Consider the following 15,162-nt stretch of genomic DNA (forward strand, 5'->3'; position numbering starts at 1 on the left):
CGTTACGCCTCCTTGGAGAACAGCGTGCTGCCCCACCAGTCGTCCTTGTCACGGACGCCCGGCGGGACGGCGAAGACCGCCGAACCCACGTGCTGGATGTACTCGTTGAGCGCGTCGGACGCCGACAGCTTCCGCTGCAGCGGGATGAATCCCTTGCGTACGTCGCGCTGGTAGGCCAGGAAGAACAGGCCCGCGTCGAGCCGGCCGAGCCCGTCGGTGCCGTCCGTGAACGAATAGCCCCGGCGCAGGATCGTGACCCCGGCGTTGGAGTCGGGGTGCGCGAGCCGCACATGCGCGTCGGGCTTCATCGCCTTCAGGAACGGCGGGTCGTGCTCCTTCGCCTTGCCGACCGCCGCGCCCTCGCCCTTGTCCCGGCCGAAGACGTCCTCCTGCTCCTGGAGCGAGGTCCGGTCCCAGGTCTCGATGTTCATCCTGATGCGCCGGGCGACGAGATACGAACCCCCGGTCATCCAGGCCGAGTTGCTGGTCCCGTCGCCCTCGCCCACCCACACGAACTTTTTCAGCCGGTCCGTCTCGGTGCCGGCGATATTGCGGGTGCCGTCCTTGAACCCCATGAGATTGCGGGGGGTTTGGGCACCGGGAGTCGTGGACGACGTCTTCCCGAAGCCGAGTTGAGACCAGCGGATCGCGACCTTGCCGAAGCCGATCCGCGCCAGGTTGCGGATCGCGTGCACGGCGACCTGCGGATCGTCCGCGCAGGCCTGCACACAGAGGTCGCCGCCCGTACGGGACTTGTCGAAGTTCTCGCCGGGGAACTGAGGAAGGTCGACGAGGGCGTCGGGACGACGGTCCTTCAGGTCGAACCTGTCGAAGAACGACGGCCCGAAGCCGATGGTGAGGGTCAGCCGCGACGGTTTCAGCCCCAGCGCCTCCCCGGTGTCGTCCGGCGGCGCCTCGGCGAGCCCGCCGTAGGCACCCTCGCCGACCGCGTGCCCGCCGGTCATCCGCCGGGCGGCGGCCGTCCAGTCCTTCAGCAACTGCACGAACTCGGCGCGGTCGTCGGTCTTCACGTCGAACGCGGCGAAATGCAGCCGGTCCTGCACCGGCGTGGCGATGCCCGCCTGGTTCGCGCCGTGGAAGGCGACCGCGGCACCGGTGTCGGCGGCGGCCGGGTCGACATCGTCGCCCGCGTCGGTCATCGCCACCGCGCCACCGGCCGCGACGGCCCCGAGCGCGAGCCCGGCACCGCCCCAGCCGATCAGCGCGCGACGCGACGGATCGGATTTCTCACCCATGTCCTGCCCTTTACCTGCCATGTCCCGCCCCTTACTTGACCACGGCGGCGGCGAGCTTGGACAGCGGCTCCGCGAGCGCGTTGACCGCGTCCGACAGCTCCTTCTGCTGCGCCTTGGTGACCTTGTCGTACGACACGAAGCCGTCCGAGGTCGAGGTCGAACGGTAGGTGTCGAGCAGCGTGTTCAACGCGGTGAACTGCTTGTCCAGTTCGGTGGTCAGCGCCGCGTCGTTCTTCCGCGCGACCGGCTTCAGCAGCTCGTACGCCTTCTGCGCGCCGTCGACGTTGGCCTTGAAGTCGCTCAGGTCGGTGTGCGAGTAGCGGTCCTCCTCGCCGGTGACCTTGCCGGTGGCGACCTCGTCGAGGAGTTCCTTGGCGCCGTTGGCCATCGAGGTCGGGGTGATCTCGGCCTTGCCGACCCGCTTCTGCCAGTCCTTCAGGTCGGTGAGCAGCTCGTCGGCGAGGGACTTGTCGGTCGCCGTGATCTTCTTGTCCGCCCACAGGGACTTTTCCAGGCGGTGCCAGCCGGTCCACTTCTGTCCCGCTTCCAGGCCGTCGGCGCGGGTGTCGGTCTTGGGGTCGATGTCCCCGAACGACTCGGCGATCGGCTCGGTGCGCTCCCAGCCGACGCGGGAGGGCGCGTAGGCGTTCTTGGCGGCGGTGAGGTCGCCGGCCTTGATGGCGTTGACGAACGTCTCCACCTTCGGGATCGTCGCGTCGGCCTGCTCCTGCGCGTACTCGCGATAGTCGGCGACGGCCTTGTCGAGCGTCGGGTTGCGCTTGGCGACCGTGCCGGAACCGGTGACGGTGAGCTTCTGCCGTACACCGTGGCCCTTCATACCGGGACGGCAGGCGATCTCGTACGAGCCGGCCTTCACCTCGGCGGTCAGCGTGTACTTGGTGCCCGGCCCGATGTTCTCCTTCTCGGAGACGATCCGGTCGTCCGGGAAGAGGATCTCGACCTCGGTCGCCTTCGAGCCGGTGTTCTCGATCTTCAGCGTGACCTGGCCGGCCGGTATCGACGTGGCCGAGGTCGTGCACTTGGAGTCGGCCGCGGTCACCTGGATCGCGTCACCGTCCTTGGCGTCGCTCTTCGCGGTGCACGCCGTGACGGCGGTCAGGGCGGCCGCGGCGGCGACAGCGGTGACGACGGGAAGTCGGACGGCGCGCATGCAGGCTCCAAGCGGGAGAATGTTGGTGAGGCTGGCCTAACTTACCTGAGGCTTACCTCAGTCATACCCGCCCGGTCCGGTATTCACTGCCCACAGAAAAATCACAGACACGGCTTGATCTCGCCGGCGAAAAATGAATGCCAAGGAAAGGTCAAGGGAAGGTCAAGCGGGGCGTCGTGGAGCCACGACGGCCGCCCCCGTCCGCGGATGTGCGAACACCTCGACCGGCTGGTCGTAGACGTCCGAGAGCAACTCCTCGGTGAAGACGTCCCCCGGCGGGCCGTCGGCCGCGACACGACCGGCGCGCAGGATCGCGACCCGGTGCGCGTAGGCGGCGGCCAGCGCGAGATCGTGCAGCACCACTACCACCGCGTCCCCCGCGTGCGCCCTTTCCCGGCACAGCCGCAGCACCAGTTCCTGATGCCGCAGATCGAGCGCGGCCGTCGGCTCGTCGAGCAGCAGCAGCGGCGCACGCTGGGCGAGCACCCGCGCGAGCGCCACCCGGGCCCGCTCGCCACCACTGAGCGCCGAGAACGGCCGTAGCGCGAAAGCGGTGACCTCCGCCCGCGCCATCGCCTCGGCCACGGCCAGGTCGTCCTCGGCGGGGGTGGTGGCGTGCGGTGCCCGCCCCATCCGTACGACCTCCTCGACCGTGAACGGGAAGGAGAGCGTGGCCGATTGGGGAAGTACCGCCCGGCGCAGGGCGAGTTCGGCAGCGGACCACTCCGTGGCGGGCCTGCCATGAATGCGTACGACTCCGGAGACGGCCGGAAGATCCGCCGCGAGCGCCCCCAACAGGGTTGACTTCCCCGCCCCGTTGGGCCCGACGAGAGCGAGCACCTCACCGGCCCGGACGGGCACGGAGACACCGTGCAGGACGGTGCGCTGCCCGAGCCGGACCTGGAGGTCCTCGGCCTCGGCGAGAACGTCGCCCGGTTCGGCGGGAGTCGGCGGTACGGGGCGAGGGCGGAGGAGACTCATGAGCAGGCTGTGGTTCATGCCCAACCCCCTTGCCTGCGCCGCGTCCTGCGCAGCAGCCAGAAGAAGAACGGACTGCCGAGCAGCGCTGTCAGGACGCCGAGCGGGAGCTCCGCCGGGGCCGCGACCGTGCGGGCCGTCAGGTCCGCCGCCAGCAGCACCAGCGCGCCCAGCAGTGCGCTCGCCGGGATCAGGAAACGATGCCCGGGGCCCGCCGCCATGCGCAGCAGATGCGGTACGACCAGCCCGACGAAGCCGATGATCCCGGAGACGCTGACCGCCGCCGCCGTGAGCAGCGCGATGACCAGGACCAGGACGACACGGAGCCGTTCGACGTCGACTCCCAGATGTCGCGCGGGGCGTTCGCCGAGCGCCAGCAGATCCAGACGGCCGGCGTGCAGCGGCGCGACGGCCAGGCCGAGCACCGCGCACGGGAGGATCGCGAGGACCTTCGGCCAGGTCGCCTGCGAGAGCGAGCCGAGCTGCCAGAAGGTGATCTGGTTGACGGCCGCGGTGTCCGCGAAGAACAGGAACAGCCCGATCAGCGCCCCTGCGAACGCGTTCAGCGCGATCCCGGTGAGGATCAGCGTCACGACCTCCGTACGGCCGCCGGACCGCGACATCGCGTAGACCAGCAGCACGGCCGCGAGCCCCGACACGAACGCCACCGCCGACACCGTCCACGCCCCCAGGAAGTCGAGCCCGAACGCGATCACCGCGACCGCGCCCACCGCCGCCCCCGAGGAGACCCCGATGACCCCGGGCTCCGCGAGCGGATTCCCGAACACGCCCTGCATCAGGGCTCCAGCGCAGCCCAGCGAGGCCCCGACGAGCAGCGCGAGCACGATCCGCGGAAAGCGCACGTTCCACAGCACCGACTCCGGTACGCGGTCCAACGCGCCGCCACCGAGCCCCAGCCGGTGCTGCACCGACGACAGCACGTCACCCGTCGGAATCGGATACGCGCCCAGCCCGGCCGCCACCGGCACGAGCACGAGCAGCGCCACGACCAGCCCGAGGGAGAGCATCCAGGCCGCACCGCGTTTCCTGCGCGGGGGAGTTGATGTGGGACCGGCATCAACTCCCTTCTCCAGTACGGTCATTCGCTCCCGCCCCCGTACAACTGGTCCACCAGCGACTTGAGCACCTGGTCGGTGCGCGGCCCGTAGTTGAGCAGCACCCCGTCCTCGATGGACACGACCCGCCGGTTCATCCCGGCCGGGGTCTGGGCGACACCGGGGATCTTCACCAGCCCGTCGATCCCGCCGACCGACTCAAGTCCCTTGGTCATGACGAGAATCACGTCGGGCGCGGCCTGCGCGAGCGCCTCGGTGGTGATGGCGGTGAAGTCCTGCTTCAGCCCCGACTCGGCACCCGCGTCGACCGCCCCGGCCGCCTCCAGGAGCGAGGTCGCGCCCGAGCCCCTGCCGCCGATGAGATACACGGAGGCGGACCCGCGCAGATACAGGAACGCGACCCGCGGCCTTTCCCTGTGGTCGGGAATCGCCTTGCGTACGGCGGCGATCCGGTCCTCCGACCGCTTGGTCAGCTCCTTCCCGGCGGCCGGTACGCCGAGCGCGTCGGCCACCGCCTGGATGCGCGGGCCGACGTCGGTGAGGCCCTGCGCGGGGTCGACGACCAGGACGGGGACACCGGCGGCCCGGATCTGGCCCATGGCCTCGGACGGTCCGGTGGTTTTCTCGGCGAGGACGAGATCGGGCTTGAGGGAGAGCACGCTCTCCGCGGAGACGTCGTGGTTGCGGGTCACCAGCGGGAGTTTCGCGGCCTGTTGGAAGGTGGCGGTGATGTCCCGGGCCACGACCCGGTCGCCGAGCCCGAGCGTGAACACGATCTCGCTGAGGCTGCCGGAGAGCGGCACGATGCGCCGCGCCCGGCTGACGGTGACCTTCTTGCCGTCGGCGGAGCTGACGGTGACCGGGAGTCGGGGCTCAGGAGTGTCGGTCAGCGGCTCCACGCGGTTGGCCGCGGCGGTGGTCTGCGATGAGGCGGCGGTGCCACCGCATCCGGTGAGGGTGAGCGCGAGCACGGTCAACAGTGCCCCCGCCAGTCGTGTGCGAAAGCGTGGCACGGGTCCCGTCCGTCTCTCTGGATTGTCTCTGCCGCTGGGTTGTTTCTGCGCACTGTCGCTTCAGGTGAGGAAAGCTTAGGTTAGCCTTACCTTTGTTCGCTACCGGCAGTCGTCACCGGAGGACCCACCCATGCCCGCGCGCCTGAAAGCCCTGGTCACCGTGTGGTGCGCGGCCGTCCTGGGCGCCCTGCTCCCGGCGGCCCACGCCCATGCGGAGAGCCGTACGGTGCAGGGCGGCCGGCTCGACTGGGGCATCAAGTCCTCGTTCCAGAGCTATGTCACCGGGCCCATCGCGAACGGGAGTTACTCCCTCACGGGCGGCGCCGCCACGGTGGGCAGCAGCCAGTTCCGCTTCCCCTCGGCGGCGGGTTCGTACGACGGCTCGACGGGCGCGTTCAGGGCGTCCTTCGCGGGCGGGGTGCACTTCGTCGGCCACAGGAAGACCGACGGCGGCTACGAACTCGACCTCACCCTGAGCCGCCCCACGGTCCGCGTCTCGGGCTCCGGCGGCACCCTCTACCTGGACGTCACCAGCAAGGCGAAGGGCACGGGTACGGTCACCACGTCCTCGCAGGTGCCCTTCGCCACCCTCTCCTTGGGCGGCATCGACATGAAGGGCGGCGGCACGGCGGTCGTCCTCAACGACCTGCCCGCCACGCTCACCGCACAGGGTGCGAAGTCCTTCGCCGGCTACTACACGGCCGGCACGGTACTGGACCCGGTGAGCCTCTCGGCGGACGTGGAGGCGGCGGCCACGAAGACGGCATCGCCCACGCCCACCAAGTCCCCGGCAGGCAAGGCGACTTCGAGCGGCACGATCACGGACGGCGCCGTTGACTGGGGTGTGCGCCGCACCTTCCGGGAGTACGTCACCGGGGACATCGCGAAGGGCAGGTGGACCCTGTCGTCGGGGGCCGAGGACGGCGGCGCCCTCTTCTGCTTCCCGGACGGCCGAGGGACGTACAGGAGCGGGCAGTTGACGGCCTCGTTCAAGGGCGCGGTGCGCTTCACCGGCGCCGAGGGCCTGGACCTGATGCTCAGCGGCGTCCGAGCGACCGTGGACGACGGCAAGGGCACGCTCTACGCAGACGTAACCGGCCCGGACTTCACCGGCAACAAGATCCCCCTGGTCACCTTCACCGCCAAGAACCTCAAGGCGGTCAAGGGCCTCGCGAAGCTGACCGAGGCGCCCGCGAAGCTCACCGCGCAGGGTGCCAAGGCCTTCGGCGGGATGTACCAGGCGGGCACCGCCATGGACCCGGTGTCACTGGCCGTAGCCCTCACCGACGACGCGCGACTGCCCGTGCTGCCCGACCTGGGCACCACACCCAAGGCGAGCGCGACACCGGAGTCGGCCCACCCCGTGGTGTCGGCAGACCCGGTAGCCGACAACTCCACTCACGACAACGGCAGTTCACCCGCCCTGCCGATCGGCCTCGCGGCCGGTGCGCTGCTGGTGGTGGCCGCGGTGTCGGTGCTCGTGGTCCGCAGGCGCCGGGGCTCGGCGGAGCAGTAGCACCCTCACCTCCTCCAATCGGTCCGCGAGTTGGCGGACTTCCCACTCGAACGCAAGGAGAACCACGGCCATGCCCGTCAGACCTCGTCTTTCCTTCGCCCTCGCAGCGGCCGTCGCGACCGCCGCGCTCGGCGCCACCGCGCTCGCCACGACCACCGCGTCGGCGGCCGAAGTCCCGCTCAGCGGCTACGAGTTGACGTGGGGCATCAAGCAGTCCTACCGCTCGTACGTGACCGGGGTCGCGCTGGGCTCCTTCACCGCCACCGACGGCGCCAAGCAGGCCGCCGGCAACGGCGCCTTCACCTTCACCGAGGGCGCGGGCACCTACGACAGCACCGATCACACCCTGCACCTCACCTTCAAGGGCACCCTCACCGCCAAGTCGACGCTGCACGGCTTCGTGCGGGAGATGTCGGACTTCCAGTACGACAGCGCCGCGGGCACCCTCACCGCCGACCTCGTCGCGGACGGCGGCACCAAGCAGCAGGACGTGACGCTCGCGACGGTCGCCGCACCCACCAGCTCGGACCTGACGAACCTGGCCACCACGCTCACCGCGGCGGCGGGCACGTTCCTCGGCAGCGACTCGTACGCGAACGCGGCAGGCGACCCGTTGTCGGCGGTCAAGCCGCCATCGACGACGACTCCGAGCCCCACCCCCACACCGACACAGACGACAACCCCGTCCGCCACACCCACCCCCACGCCCACGGCGACCGCGACCCCGAGTGCAACACCCACCTCCAGCCCTGCGGACACCGCGACCGAGCCCGCCACCGAGGGCGACATAGCCGACGGCACCCTCACCTGGGGCGTGAAGGAGTCCTTCCGCTCCTACGTCGTAGGCAGCGTCGCGAACGGCAAAATCACCACATCTGACGGCGCGATCCAGGCCACCGGCAACGGCGTCTTCACCTTCACCGGCGCGACCGGCGACTACGACACGGACGCCGACACCCTCTCCGCCGCCTTCGAGGGCGCGGTGAACTTCAAGGGCCATGAGGACAACGGCACTTACGGCCTCGACCTCACCTTCACCGACCTGAAGGCGACCCTCGACGGCGGCTCCGGCGAGCTGACGGCGGACGTGACAAGCCTGGGCGAGAAGTCCGAGGACGTCGTCCTGGCCGACCTGAAGTCCGCCTCGACCGACCTCACCGCCAAGAACGACGTCATCACCCTCGACGACGTCACCACCACCCTCACGGCGGCCGGCGCGAAGGCCTTCGGCGGCTTCTACGAGACCGGCGCCGCACTCGACCCGCTCGACCTGTCGGTGGCCCTGACCGACGACGCCACCCTCCCCTCGGACGACTCCTCGACCGACACGGGCGGCACCTCCGACAACTCCGGTACGACAGGCTCGACTTCGGGCGGCGTCACCGGCTCCACAACGGGCGGCGACGCGACCGGCTCCCTCGCCTCGACGGGCTCCGACGTCCCGGTCGCGGCCCTGGGCACGGCGGCGGCGGTGACCGTGGCGGCGGGCGCGGGCGTGGTGTTCGCGGTGCGCAGGCGGCGTACGGAGGCGTAGTCCGCCGACCCGGCTCACCCCGGCTCGGGGTGAGCCGGACGTGCGAGCGATGCTTGAATGCCCTCGTGACTGACTACGACGTACTGCGTGTCTTCTGCGGCCCCAGCGGTGGATACGGCAACGAACTGGGCGTCGTCCGCGAGGGTTCCGTCATGCCGGACCCGGACGAGCGACAGGTGTTCGCCGGGAAACTCGGCTTCAGCGAAACGGTGTTCGTCGACGACCCCGAGCGCGGAGTCATCGACATCTACACCCCCACCCTGCGCCTGCCCTTCGCCGGCTACCCCTGCGTAGGCACCGCCTGGCTCCTGGACGTCCCCGAACTGGTCACCCCCGCCGGCATCGTGGGCGCCCGCCTCGACGGCGAGTTCAGCTGGATCGAGGCCCTCCCGGAATGGGCTCCGCCCCGCACCCTCCGCCAGTACGGCACGGCGGCCGAGGTCGACGCCCTGCCCGTACCCCCACCCGGCGAGTGGATCTACGCCTGGGCCTGGGAGGACGAGGCCGCCGGCCGCATCCGCGCCCGCGCCTTCCCCGGCCGCGACGACGGCATCGCGGAAGACGAGGCGACAGGCGCGGCAGCCCTCCTCCTCACCGACCAGCTAGGCCGTGCCCTCAACATCACCCAGGGCGCGGGCTCCCAGATACTCACGGCTCCGCAGCCGGGGGGTTGGGTGGAGGTGGGGGGAAGGGTGTTTCTGGAACGCTAGGAACGCCAGGAACCGGGGGAGCGTCACGCGCTCAGCGGAAACTCCTCCCCCAACCCCCGAAACACCCCGGTGTTGAGCGCGAACGCCCGCTTGCACTCCGCCACCACCCGCTGCCTCTCCAGATCGTCGGCCCGGATCCCGTCCAGCAGTTCCCGGTACCCCCGCTTGAAGGCCGCCGGATTGCCGATCTCCTCGAAGACGTAGAACCGCACCCCGTCCCCCTTCCGCACGAACCCCCACGTCCGCTCCGCCTTGTCGCGGATGATCTGGCCGCCGGAGAGGTCGCCGAGGTAGCGCGTGTAGTGGTGGGCGATGTAGCCGGCCGGCCAGGATTCCGCGCACTCGCGTACCCGGTCCGCGTAGGCGCGGGTGGCCGGCAGCGCGGTCAGGCCGGAGCGCCAGTCCGCACCCCGCAGATGCGCCAGGTCCCGCTCCAGCGCGGGCAGTCGGAACAGCTCCGGCCGAATGAACGGCCCGGCCACCGCATCCCCCGCCAGCCGCTCGGCACCGGTCTCCAACGCCTCGTAGACGAACCACAGTTGCTCGGTGTAGCGGGCGTACGCGTCCACGCCCAGTCGGCCGCCGAGCAGGTCGCTCATGAAGGTGGAGGTCTCCGCCTCCACGTGCTGTTCGTGGGACGCGGTGCGGATGACTGTCGAGAAGGAGTCCATGGACATATCCTCTAAGGTAAGGCTTACCTAAGTCAACAGGTTTACCGACGTCCTGTCGGTAAAAGCGTACAAGAAAAACGGCCCGCTCCCCGAGGGAGCGAGCCGCCGTGATCCTTACGAGCCGTCGTGATCCTTACGGCAGGGTGAGAACCTCCGCCCCCGTCTCCGTCACCACCAACGTGTGCTCGAACTGCGCCGTCCGCTTCCGGTCCTTCGTGACGACCGTCCACCCGTCGTCCCACATGTCGTACTCGTACGTCCCCAGCGTCAGCATCGGCTCGATGGTGAACGTCATCCCGGGCTGGATGACCGTCGTCGCGTGCGGGCTGTCGTAGTGCGGGACGATCAGGCCGGAGTGGAAGGACGAGTTGATGCCGTGGCCGGTGAAGTCCCGGACCACGCCGTAACCGAAGCGCTTGGCGTACGACTCGATGACCCGGCCGATGATGTTGATCTGACGGCCGGGGCGGACCGCCTTGATCGCCCGGTCCAGGGACTCGCGGGTACGCTCCACCAGCAGTCGGGACTCCTCGTCGACGTCACCGACCAGGTACGTCGCGTTGTTGTCGCCGTGCACCCCGCCGATGTACGCCGTCACGTCGAGGTTGATGATGTCGCCGTCGCGCAGCACCGTGGAGTCCGGGATGCCGTGGCAGATCACCTCGTTGAGCGAGGTGCACAGGGACTTGGGGAAACCGCGGTAGCCGAGCGTGGACGGATAGGCGCCGTGGTCGCACATGTACTCGTGCGCGACCTTGTCGATCTCGTCCGTGGTCACACCCGGCGAGATGATCTTCGCGGCCTCCGCCATCGCCCGCGCGGCGATCCGCCCGGCGACGCGCATCGCCTCGATCGTCTCGGGGGTCTGCACCTCCGGCCCGGTGTACGGGGTCGGCGCGGGCTTGCCGACGTACTCGGGACGCCGGATGTTCCCGGGCACGGAACGGATGGGGGAGAGCTCCCCTGGTACGAGCAGCGACTGGCCAGACATGCCAGCGAGTCTAACCAGCGGTCATGAGGGAACATTGATCGTGGTGAAAGGAGCCGTCCATGGCCCTGTTCAAGAAGCGCACGGCCGGAAAGCCCGGCGAGTGGTACTACTGCCTCGAACACAAGAAGGTCGAGGAGGGGCCGGAGTGCCCCGCCAAGGACCGGTTCGGGCCGTACGCCACCCGCGCGGAGGCCGAACACGCGATGGAGACGGCCCGCGAGCGCAACCTGGAGTGGGAGAACGACCCCAAGTGGCACGACGCCACGAAGGGGAGCGCCGACGACGACAGCTGATCACGCACCGGCCGCAGCCCCGGCGGTCGCCTCGCGCTGTGCCTTCAGTCGTACGGCGTGCTCGTCGGTCCGCGCGTCGTACGACATCAGCTTCGGCAGGCCCACGGCCAGCAGCCCCACCGCGCCCACGCACATCAGCCCGCCCGCCCACACCGACGTCCGCACCCCGGTCCACGCGGCCATCCCGCCCGACCGGACCTGCCCCAACTGCGGGCCCACCGAGTAGGACAGCAGCTCGATCCCGGCGAGCCGGCCGCGCAGCTCGTCCGGGATCGTCTGGTTCCACATGGACGCGCGGAAGATACCGCTGACCATGTCGCAGCCGCCCGCGAGGGTCAGGAACAGCAGCACCAGCCAGACGTTGCCCACCGCGCCGGCGCAGGCGATCGCCGCGCCCCACAGCGCGGCCGACAGCACCACCATCCGCCCGTGCCGGTGGATCCGCGAGGTCCAGCCGCTGGTCACACTCACCAGCAGCGCCCCGGCCGGAACGGTCGAGTACATCAGCCCCAGCGACCACTTGGCGTGCAGGTCGTCCGCGAGGAACGGCAGCACCGCCAGCGGCATCGCGAGGAACATCGCCGCGAGGTCGATCGCGTACGTCCCGAGGAGTTCCTTGCGGCTCCACGCGTACCGGGCGCCCTCCGCGATCGAGCGCAGCGAGGGCCTGCCCGCCTCGTGCGCGCCGGGCGAGGCGGCGATACGGAAGATCAGGACGACGGACACGACGTACGTCACCGTGTCCGCCGCGAACGCGTAGGGCAGCCCCGCGAACGCCACCACCACGCCCGCCACGGCCGGTCCGGTGACCCCGCCGACCGTCCAGCGCAGGGAGTTGAGCGCGGACGCGGCCGTCATGTGCTCGTGGGCCACGATCCGCGGCCACAGCGAGTCCAGCGCGGGCCGCTGGATCGAACCGAGCACCGAGGTCAGGGCGGCGATCACATACAGCGGCCAGACGGCGGGCTCGGGCAGCAGCGAGTTGAGCAGCAGCGCCCCGCACAGCACCCCCAGCCCGACCTCCGTCCACACGATCAGCTTCCGCTTGTCCCACGCGTCGGCGAGCGCACCGCCATAGAGCCCGAACACGATCAACGGCACGAGTTCCACGGCCCCGATCGCGCCCACCGCCGCCGCGGATCCGGTGAGTTCCTTGATCTGCACCGGCAGCGCTACGAACGTCAGAAAACTCCCGAAGTTCGACACCAGCCCCGCGACCCAGAGCCTGCGGAAGTCGGCGGACGCATGCCAGGGGGCGAGATCGGGGAGCAGGGCACGGAGCCCGGTGGAGGGAGCGGGGCTGTCGGTCACGAGGGGCAATGGTCGGCGCCGGACACACCCCTGGCAACCGGATTTCCGCCATGCCCTACCAGCGGGCCGGCGGTGGTGCCGTGAGCTGTTCCGTCAGGCGTGACAGACGGTCCCGGAAGCGTCGCCGCCCTCGCGTCGCGGGCAGCACGTTCTCTCCTGCCGCCGCGCTCACCAGGTGCTGCACGGTGTCCAGGTCGAGGTCCGTGGCCTCCGGTACGGGGAGTGATTCGTGGGCCAGGGACGTCAGTTCGGGATTCTCGGAACCGAGGGAGAGGACCGTGGCGCCGGCCCGGCGGGCGTCGTGGACCCGTTCCAGGAGCGGGTCGCCGGGGGTCTCGGGGGAGACGAGCAGCAGCGTCTCGCCGCGTCGGGCCGCCTCGATCCGGCCGAGGCCGACGGCCAGGTGGGCCGGGTCGGAGGGGCGGGCGTCGTGCCGTACGAGAGTCGGGGAGAGTTCCGGTGTGCCGGACCAGGCGGCCTCGTCGACCAGGTGGGCCGCGAGATGCCACGGCTCGTACGCGGGTGTGCCCACCAGGAGCAGGCCGCCGCCGTGCGACACGACCGAGCCACGCAACACCCCCGCGAACCGTCGCGTGGCCCCCAACCACTCGGTCCCGGCGAGCACTTCACGCAGCAGCGCGACCCGTACGGCGTCCATGTCCGCGCATCCTGCCGCAACCAGCCACTCGTGACGTGGAGTTCACCGCGAATTCGCCCGACTTGGGGATGGTGCGGGCTCATCGGTCCCACACGTCGCACACGTCGCACACGGAGTCAACTCATGACAGACACCGCGGAAGTCACCGTTCCCTTCAGCGCCGGGCAGGGGGGCTACGCGAGTTACCGCATCCCGGCGGTGGTGGTGACCTCCGCCGGTACCGTCCTCGCGTTCTGCGAGGGCCGGGTTGACTCCGCGAGCGACCACGGCAACATCGACATCGTGCTACGTCGTTCCACGGACGGCGGCCGCACCTGGGGCCCGCTCACCACCGCCGCCACCAACGGCGACCACCTCGCGGGCAACCCCGCCCCCGTCGTCCTCGACACCGGCCGCATCCTGCTCGTCTACGTCCGCGCGGTCGGCACCGTCACCGAGGACGACATCCTGCGCGGCAAGGTGTCGGCGGCGGACGGGCGGCGGATCTGGGTGCGGTACAGCGACGACGACGGTGTCACCTGGTCGAGTTCGAAGGAGATCACCGAGCAGGTGAAGAAGCCCGACTGGCGTTGGTACGCCACCACTCCGGGGCACGCGATCCAGTTGAGCACCGGCCGCGTGGTCGTCGCCGCCAACCACACCGTCCCGCCCACCGGCACCGACGTCGGCAACGAGGCCAGGTACAACAGCGGCCACTGCCTGCTCAGCGACGACCGCGGCGAGACCTGGTACCTCGGCTACGTCGACGAGAACCCCGACGGCTACATCAACTGCAACGAGACCACCGCCGCCGAACTCCCCGACGGGCGGGTCTACTTCAACACCCGCAACGACTCCACGTCTCCCGGCAACCGAGCCGACGCGTACTCGCAGGACGGCGGGAAGTCGCTCGTCAAGCCCTTCCGTCCGCAGGCCGGGCTCGCCGCCCCCGTCTGCGAGGCAAGCGTCCTCCAACTCCGCGACCCGGACGTCCTCTTGTACTCCGGTCCCGCGGACCCCGCCTCCCGTGCCCTGATGACGATCCGCGCCTCCACCGACGACGGCACCACCTGGCGCCCGGTGTTCACGGTCGACGGTCTGCCCGCCGCCTACTCCGACCTCGTCCGGATCGACGACGACACGGTCGGACTCCTCTACGAGACAGGGGACTTCGGACCGTACGAAATGATCACGTTTCGCCGGGTGCCCGTGACGGACCTCACCTGAGCCGATCCGGGCGCCGAGCCGGACGTAAAGTCGGCCCATGACCTCTACCGACAGTGCTGCACAGAGCCCCGCGCCGGCCGCTGCGAAGGCTCCCGCCAAGGACCCGTGGGACCTCCCCGACGTCTCCGGACTCGTCGTCGGCGTGCTCGGCGGGACCGGGCCGCAGGGCAAGGGACTCGCCTACCGGCTCGCCAAGGCCGGCCAGAAGGTGATCATCGGCTCCCGCGCCGCCGAGCGCGCACAGGCCGCCGCCGACGAACTCGGTCACGGTGTCGAGGGCGCCGACAACGCCGAGACCGCGCGCCGCAGCGACATCGTGATCGTCGCCGTGCCCTGGGACGGCCACGGCAAGACCCTGGAGTCGCTGCGCGAGGAACTGGCCGGGAAGCTCGTCGTCGACTGCGTCAACCCGCTCGGTTTCGACAAGAAGGGCGCCTACGCCCTGAAGCCGGAGGAGGGCAGCGCCGCCGAACAGGCCGCCGCCCTGCTGCCGGACTCACGGGTCGCCGCCGCCTTCCACCACCTGTCGGCGGTGCTGCTCATGGACGCGGAGATCGCCGAGATCGACACCGACGTCATGGTCCTCGGCGAGGAGCGGGCGGATGTCGAGATCGTGCAGGCGCTGGCCGGCCGCATCCCCGGCATGCGGGGCGTCTTCGCGGGCCGGCTGCGCAACGCCCACCAGGTGGAGTCCCTGGTCGCGAACCTGATCTCGGTCAACCGCCGCTACAAGGCACACGCCGGGCTGCGCGTCACGGACGTGTGAGCGCGTGGGGGA

At 70.3% G+C, this 15,162-nt stretch carries 15 protein-coding genes; 6 read left to right on the top strand and 9 right to left on the bottom strand.

Going from position 1 to position 15,162, the window contains the following annotated elements; translation table 11 throughout:
- Positions 1-2: 2 nt before the first annotated feature.
- From efeB to AB0M63_RS22715, 5 genes are all read right to left on the bottom strand, one after another.
- Complete coding sequence (gene efeB / locus AB0M63_RS22695; RefSeq protein ID WP_355909350.1) at positions 3-1,256, bottom strand: iron uptake transporter deferrochelatase/peroxidase subunit; 1,254 nt, start codon at positions 1,254-1,256, stop codon at positions 3-5.
- 31 nt (positions 1,257-1,287) lie between these two features.
- Positions 1,288-2,427, bottom strand: coding sequence for an iron uptake system protein EfeO (gene efeO / locus AB0M63_RS22700; RefSeq protein WP_355909353.1), 1,140 nt, complete (start codon positions 2,425-2,427; stop codon positions 1,288-1,290).
- Between the two features lie 162 nt (positions 2,428-2,589).
- Complete coding sequence (locus tag AB0M63_RS22705; RefSeq protein ID WP_366020710.1) at positions 2,590-3,408, bottom strand: heme ABC transporter ATP-binding protein; 819 nt, start codon at positions 3,406-3,408, stop codon at positions 2,590-2,592.
- Positions 3,409-3,422: 14 nt separating this feature from the next.
- On the bottom strand, positions 3,423-4,508 hold the full coding sequence (locus AB0M63_RS22710; RefSeq protein ID WP_366020617.1) for an iron ABC transporter permease: 1,086 nt from the start codon (positions 4,506-4,508) through the stop codon (positions 3,423-3,425).
- Positions 4,505-5,494, bottom strand: a complete 990-nt coding sequence (locus AB0M63_RS22715; RefSeq protein ID WP_366020618.1) for a hemin ABC transporter substrate-binding protein — start codon at positions 5,492-5,494, stop codon at positions 4,505-4,507. The genes AB0M63_RS22710 and AB0M63_RS22715 overlap by 4 nt, the downstream gene beginning before the upstream one ends.
- A 130-nt stretch (positions 5,495-5,624) precedes the next feature.
- Here AB0M63_RS22715 and AB0M63_RS22720 point away from each other — a divergent pair, with 130 nt between their 5' ends.
- The 3 genes from AB0M63_RS22720 to AB0M63_RS22730 all read left to right on the top strand — a co-directional run bounded on the left by AB0M63_RS22720 (position 5,625) and on the right by AB0M63_RS22730 (position 9,254).
- On the top strand, positions 5,625-7,010 hold the full coding sequence (locus AB0M63_RS22720; protein ID WP_366020619.1) for an HtaA domain-containing protein: 1,386 nt from the start codon (positions 5,625-5,627) through the stop codon (positions 7,008-7,010).
- Positions 7,011-7,080: 70 nt separating this feature from the next.
- Positions 7,081-8,544, top strand: a complete 1,464-nt coding sequence (locus AB0M63_RS22725; RefSeq protein ID WP_366020620.1) for an HtaA domain-containing protein — start codon at positions 7,081-7,083, stop codon at positions 8,542-8,544.
- 65 nt (positions 8,545-8,609) lie between these two features.
- Positions 8,610-9,254, top strand: a complete 645-nt coding sequence (locus AB0M63_RS22730; protein ID WP_366020621.1) for a PhzF family phenazine biosynthesis protein — start codon at positions 8,610-8,612, stop codon at positions 9,252-9,254.
- Positions 9,255-9,277: 23 nt separating this feature from the next.
- On the opposite strand, the gene AB0M63_RS22735 is transcribed toward AB0M63_RS22730, so the two are convergent.
- Positions 9,278-9,925 carry a biliverdin-producing heme oxygenase gene (locus tag AB0M63_RS22735; protein WP_355909735.1) on the bottom strand — a complete coding sequence of 216 codons (648 nt, stop codon included), beginning with the start codon at positions 9,923-9,925 and terminating at the stop codon, positions 9,278-9,280.
- Between the two features lie 133 nt (positions 9,926-10,058).
- Positions 10,059-10,916 carry a type I methionyl aminopeptidase gene (gene map, locus AB0M63_RS22740; protein ID WP_355909371.1) on the bottom strand — a complete coding sequence of 286 codons (858 nt, stop codon included), beginning with the start codon at positions 10,914-10,916 and terminating at the stop codon, positions 10,059-10,061.
- 59 nt (positions 10,917-10,975) lie between these two features.
- Between map and AB0M63_RS22745 the strand changes: the two genes are divergently transcribed.
- A complete protein-coding gene (locus AB0M63_RS22745; RefSeq protein ID WP_355909374.1) occupies positions 10,976-11,209 on the top strand; it encodes a hypothetical protein in 234 nt (77 codons plus the stop codon).
- Here the strand turns inward: AB0M63_RS22745 and AB0M63_RS22750 are convergent, their stop codons facing one another.
- Together AB0M63_RS22750 and AB0M63_RS22755 are read right to left on the bottom strand one after the other, a co-directional pair.
- A complete protein-coding gene (locus AB0M63_RS22750; RefSeq protein WP_366020622.1) occupies positions 11,210-12,520 on the bottom strand; it encodes an MFS transporter in 1,311 nt (436 codons plus the stop codon).
- 55 nt (positions 12,521-12,575) lie between these two features.
- Positions 12,576-13,178, bottom strand: a complete 603-nt coding sequence (locus AB0M63_RS22755) for a hypothetical protein (protein WP_366020623.1) — start codon at positions 13,176-13,178, stop codon at positions 12,576-12,578.
- Between the two features lie 123 nt (positions 13,179-13,301).
- Between AB0M63_RS22755 and AB0M63_RS22760 the strand changes: the two genes are divergently transcribed.
- Positions 13,302-14,384, top strand: coding sequence for a sialidase family protein (locus AB0M63_RS22760; protein WP_366020624.1), 1,083 nt, complete (start codon positions 13,302-13,304; stop codon positions 14,382-14,384).
- 37 nt (positions 14,385-14,421) lie between these two features.
- Positions 14,422-15,150 (top strand): NADPH-dependent F420 reductase, encoded by a 729-nt coding sequence (gene npdG, locus AB0M63_RS22765; protein ID WP_366020625.1) that lies wholly within the window; start codon positions 14,422-14,424, stop codon positions 15,148-15,150.
- Positions 15,151-15,162: the final 12 nt, after the last annotated feature.

Source organism: Streptomyces sp. NPDC051576 (genome assembly GCF_040681835.1).
Taxonomy (GTDB): domain Bacteria; phylum Actinomycetota; class Actinomycetes; order Streptomycetales; family Streptomycetaceae; genus Streptomyces.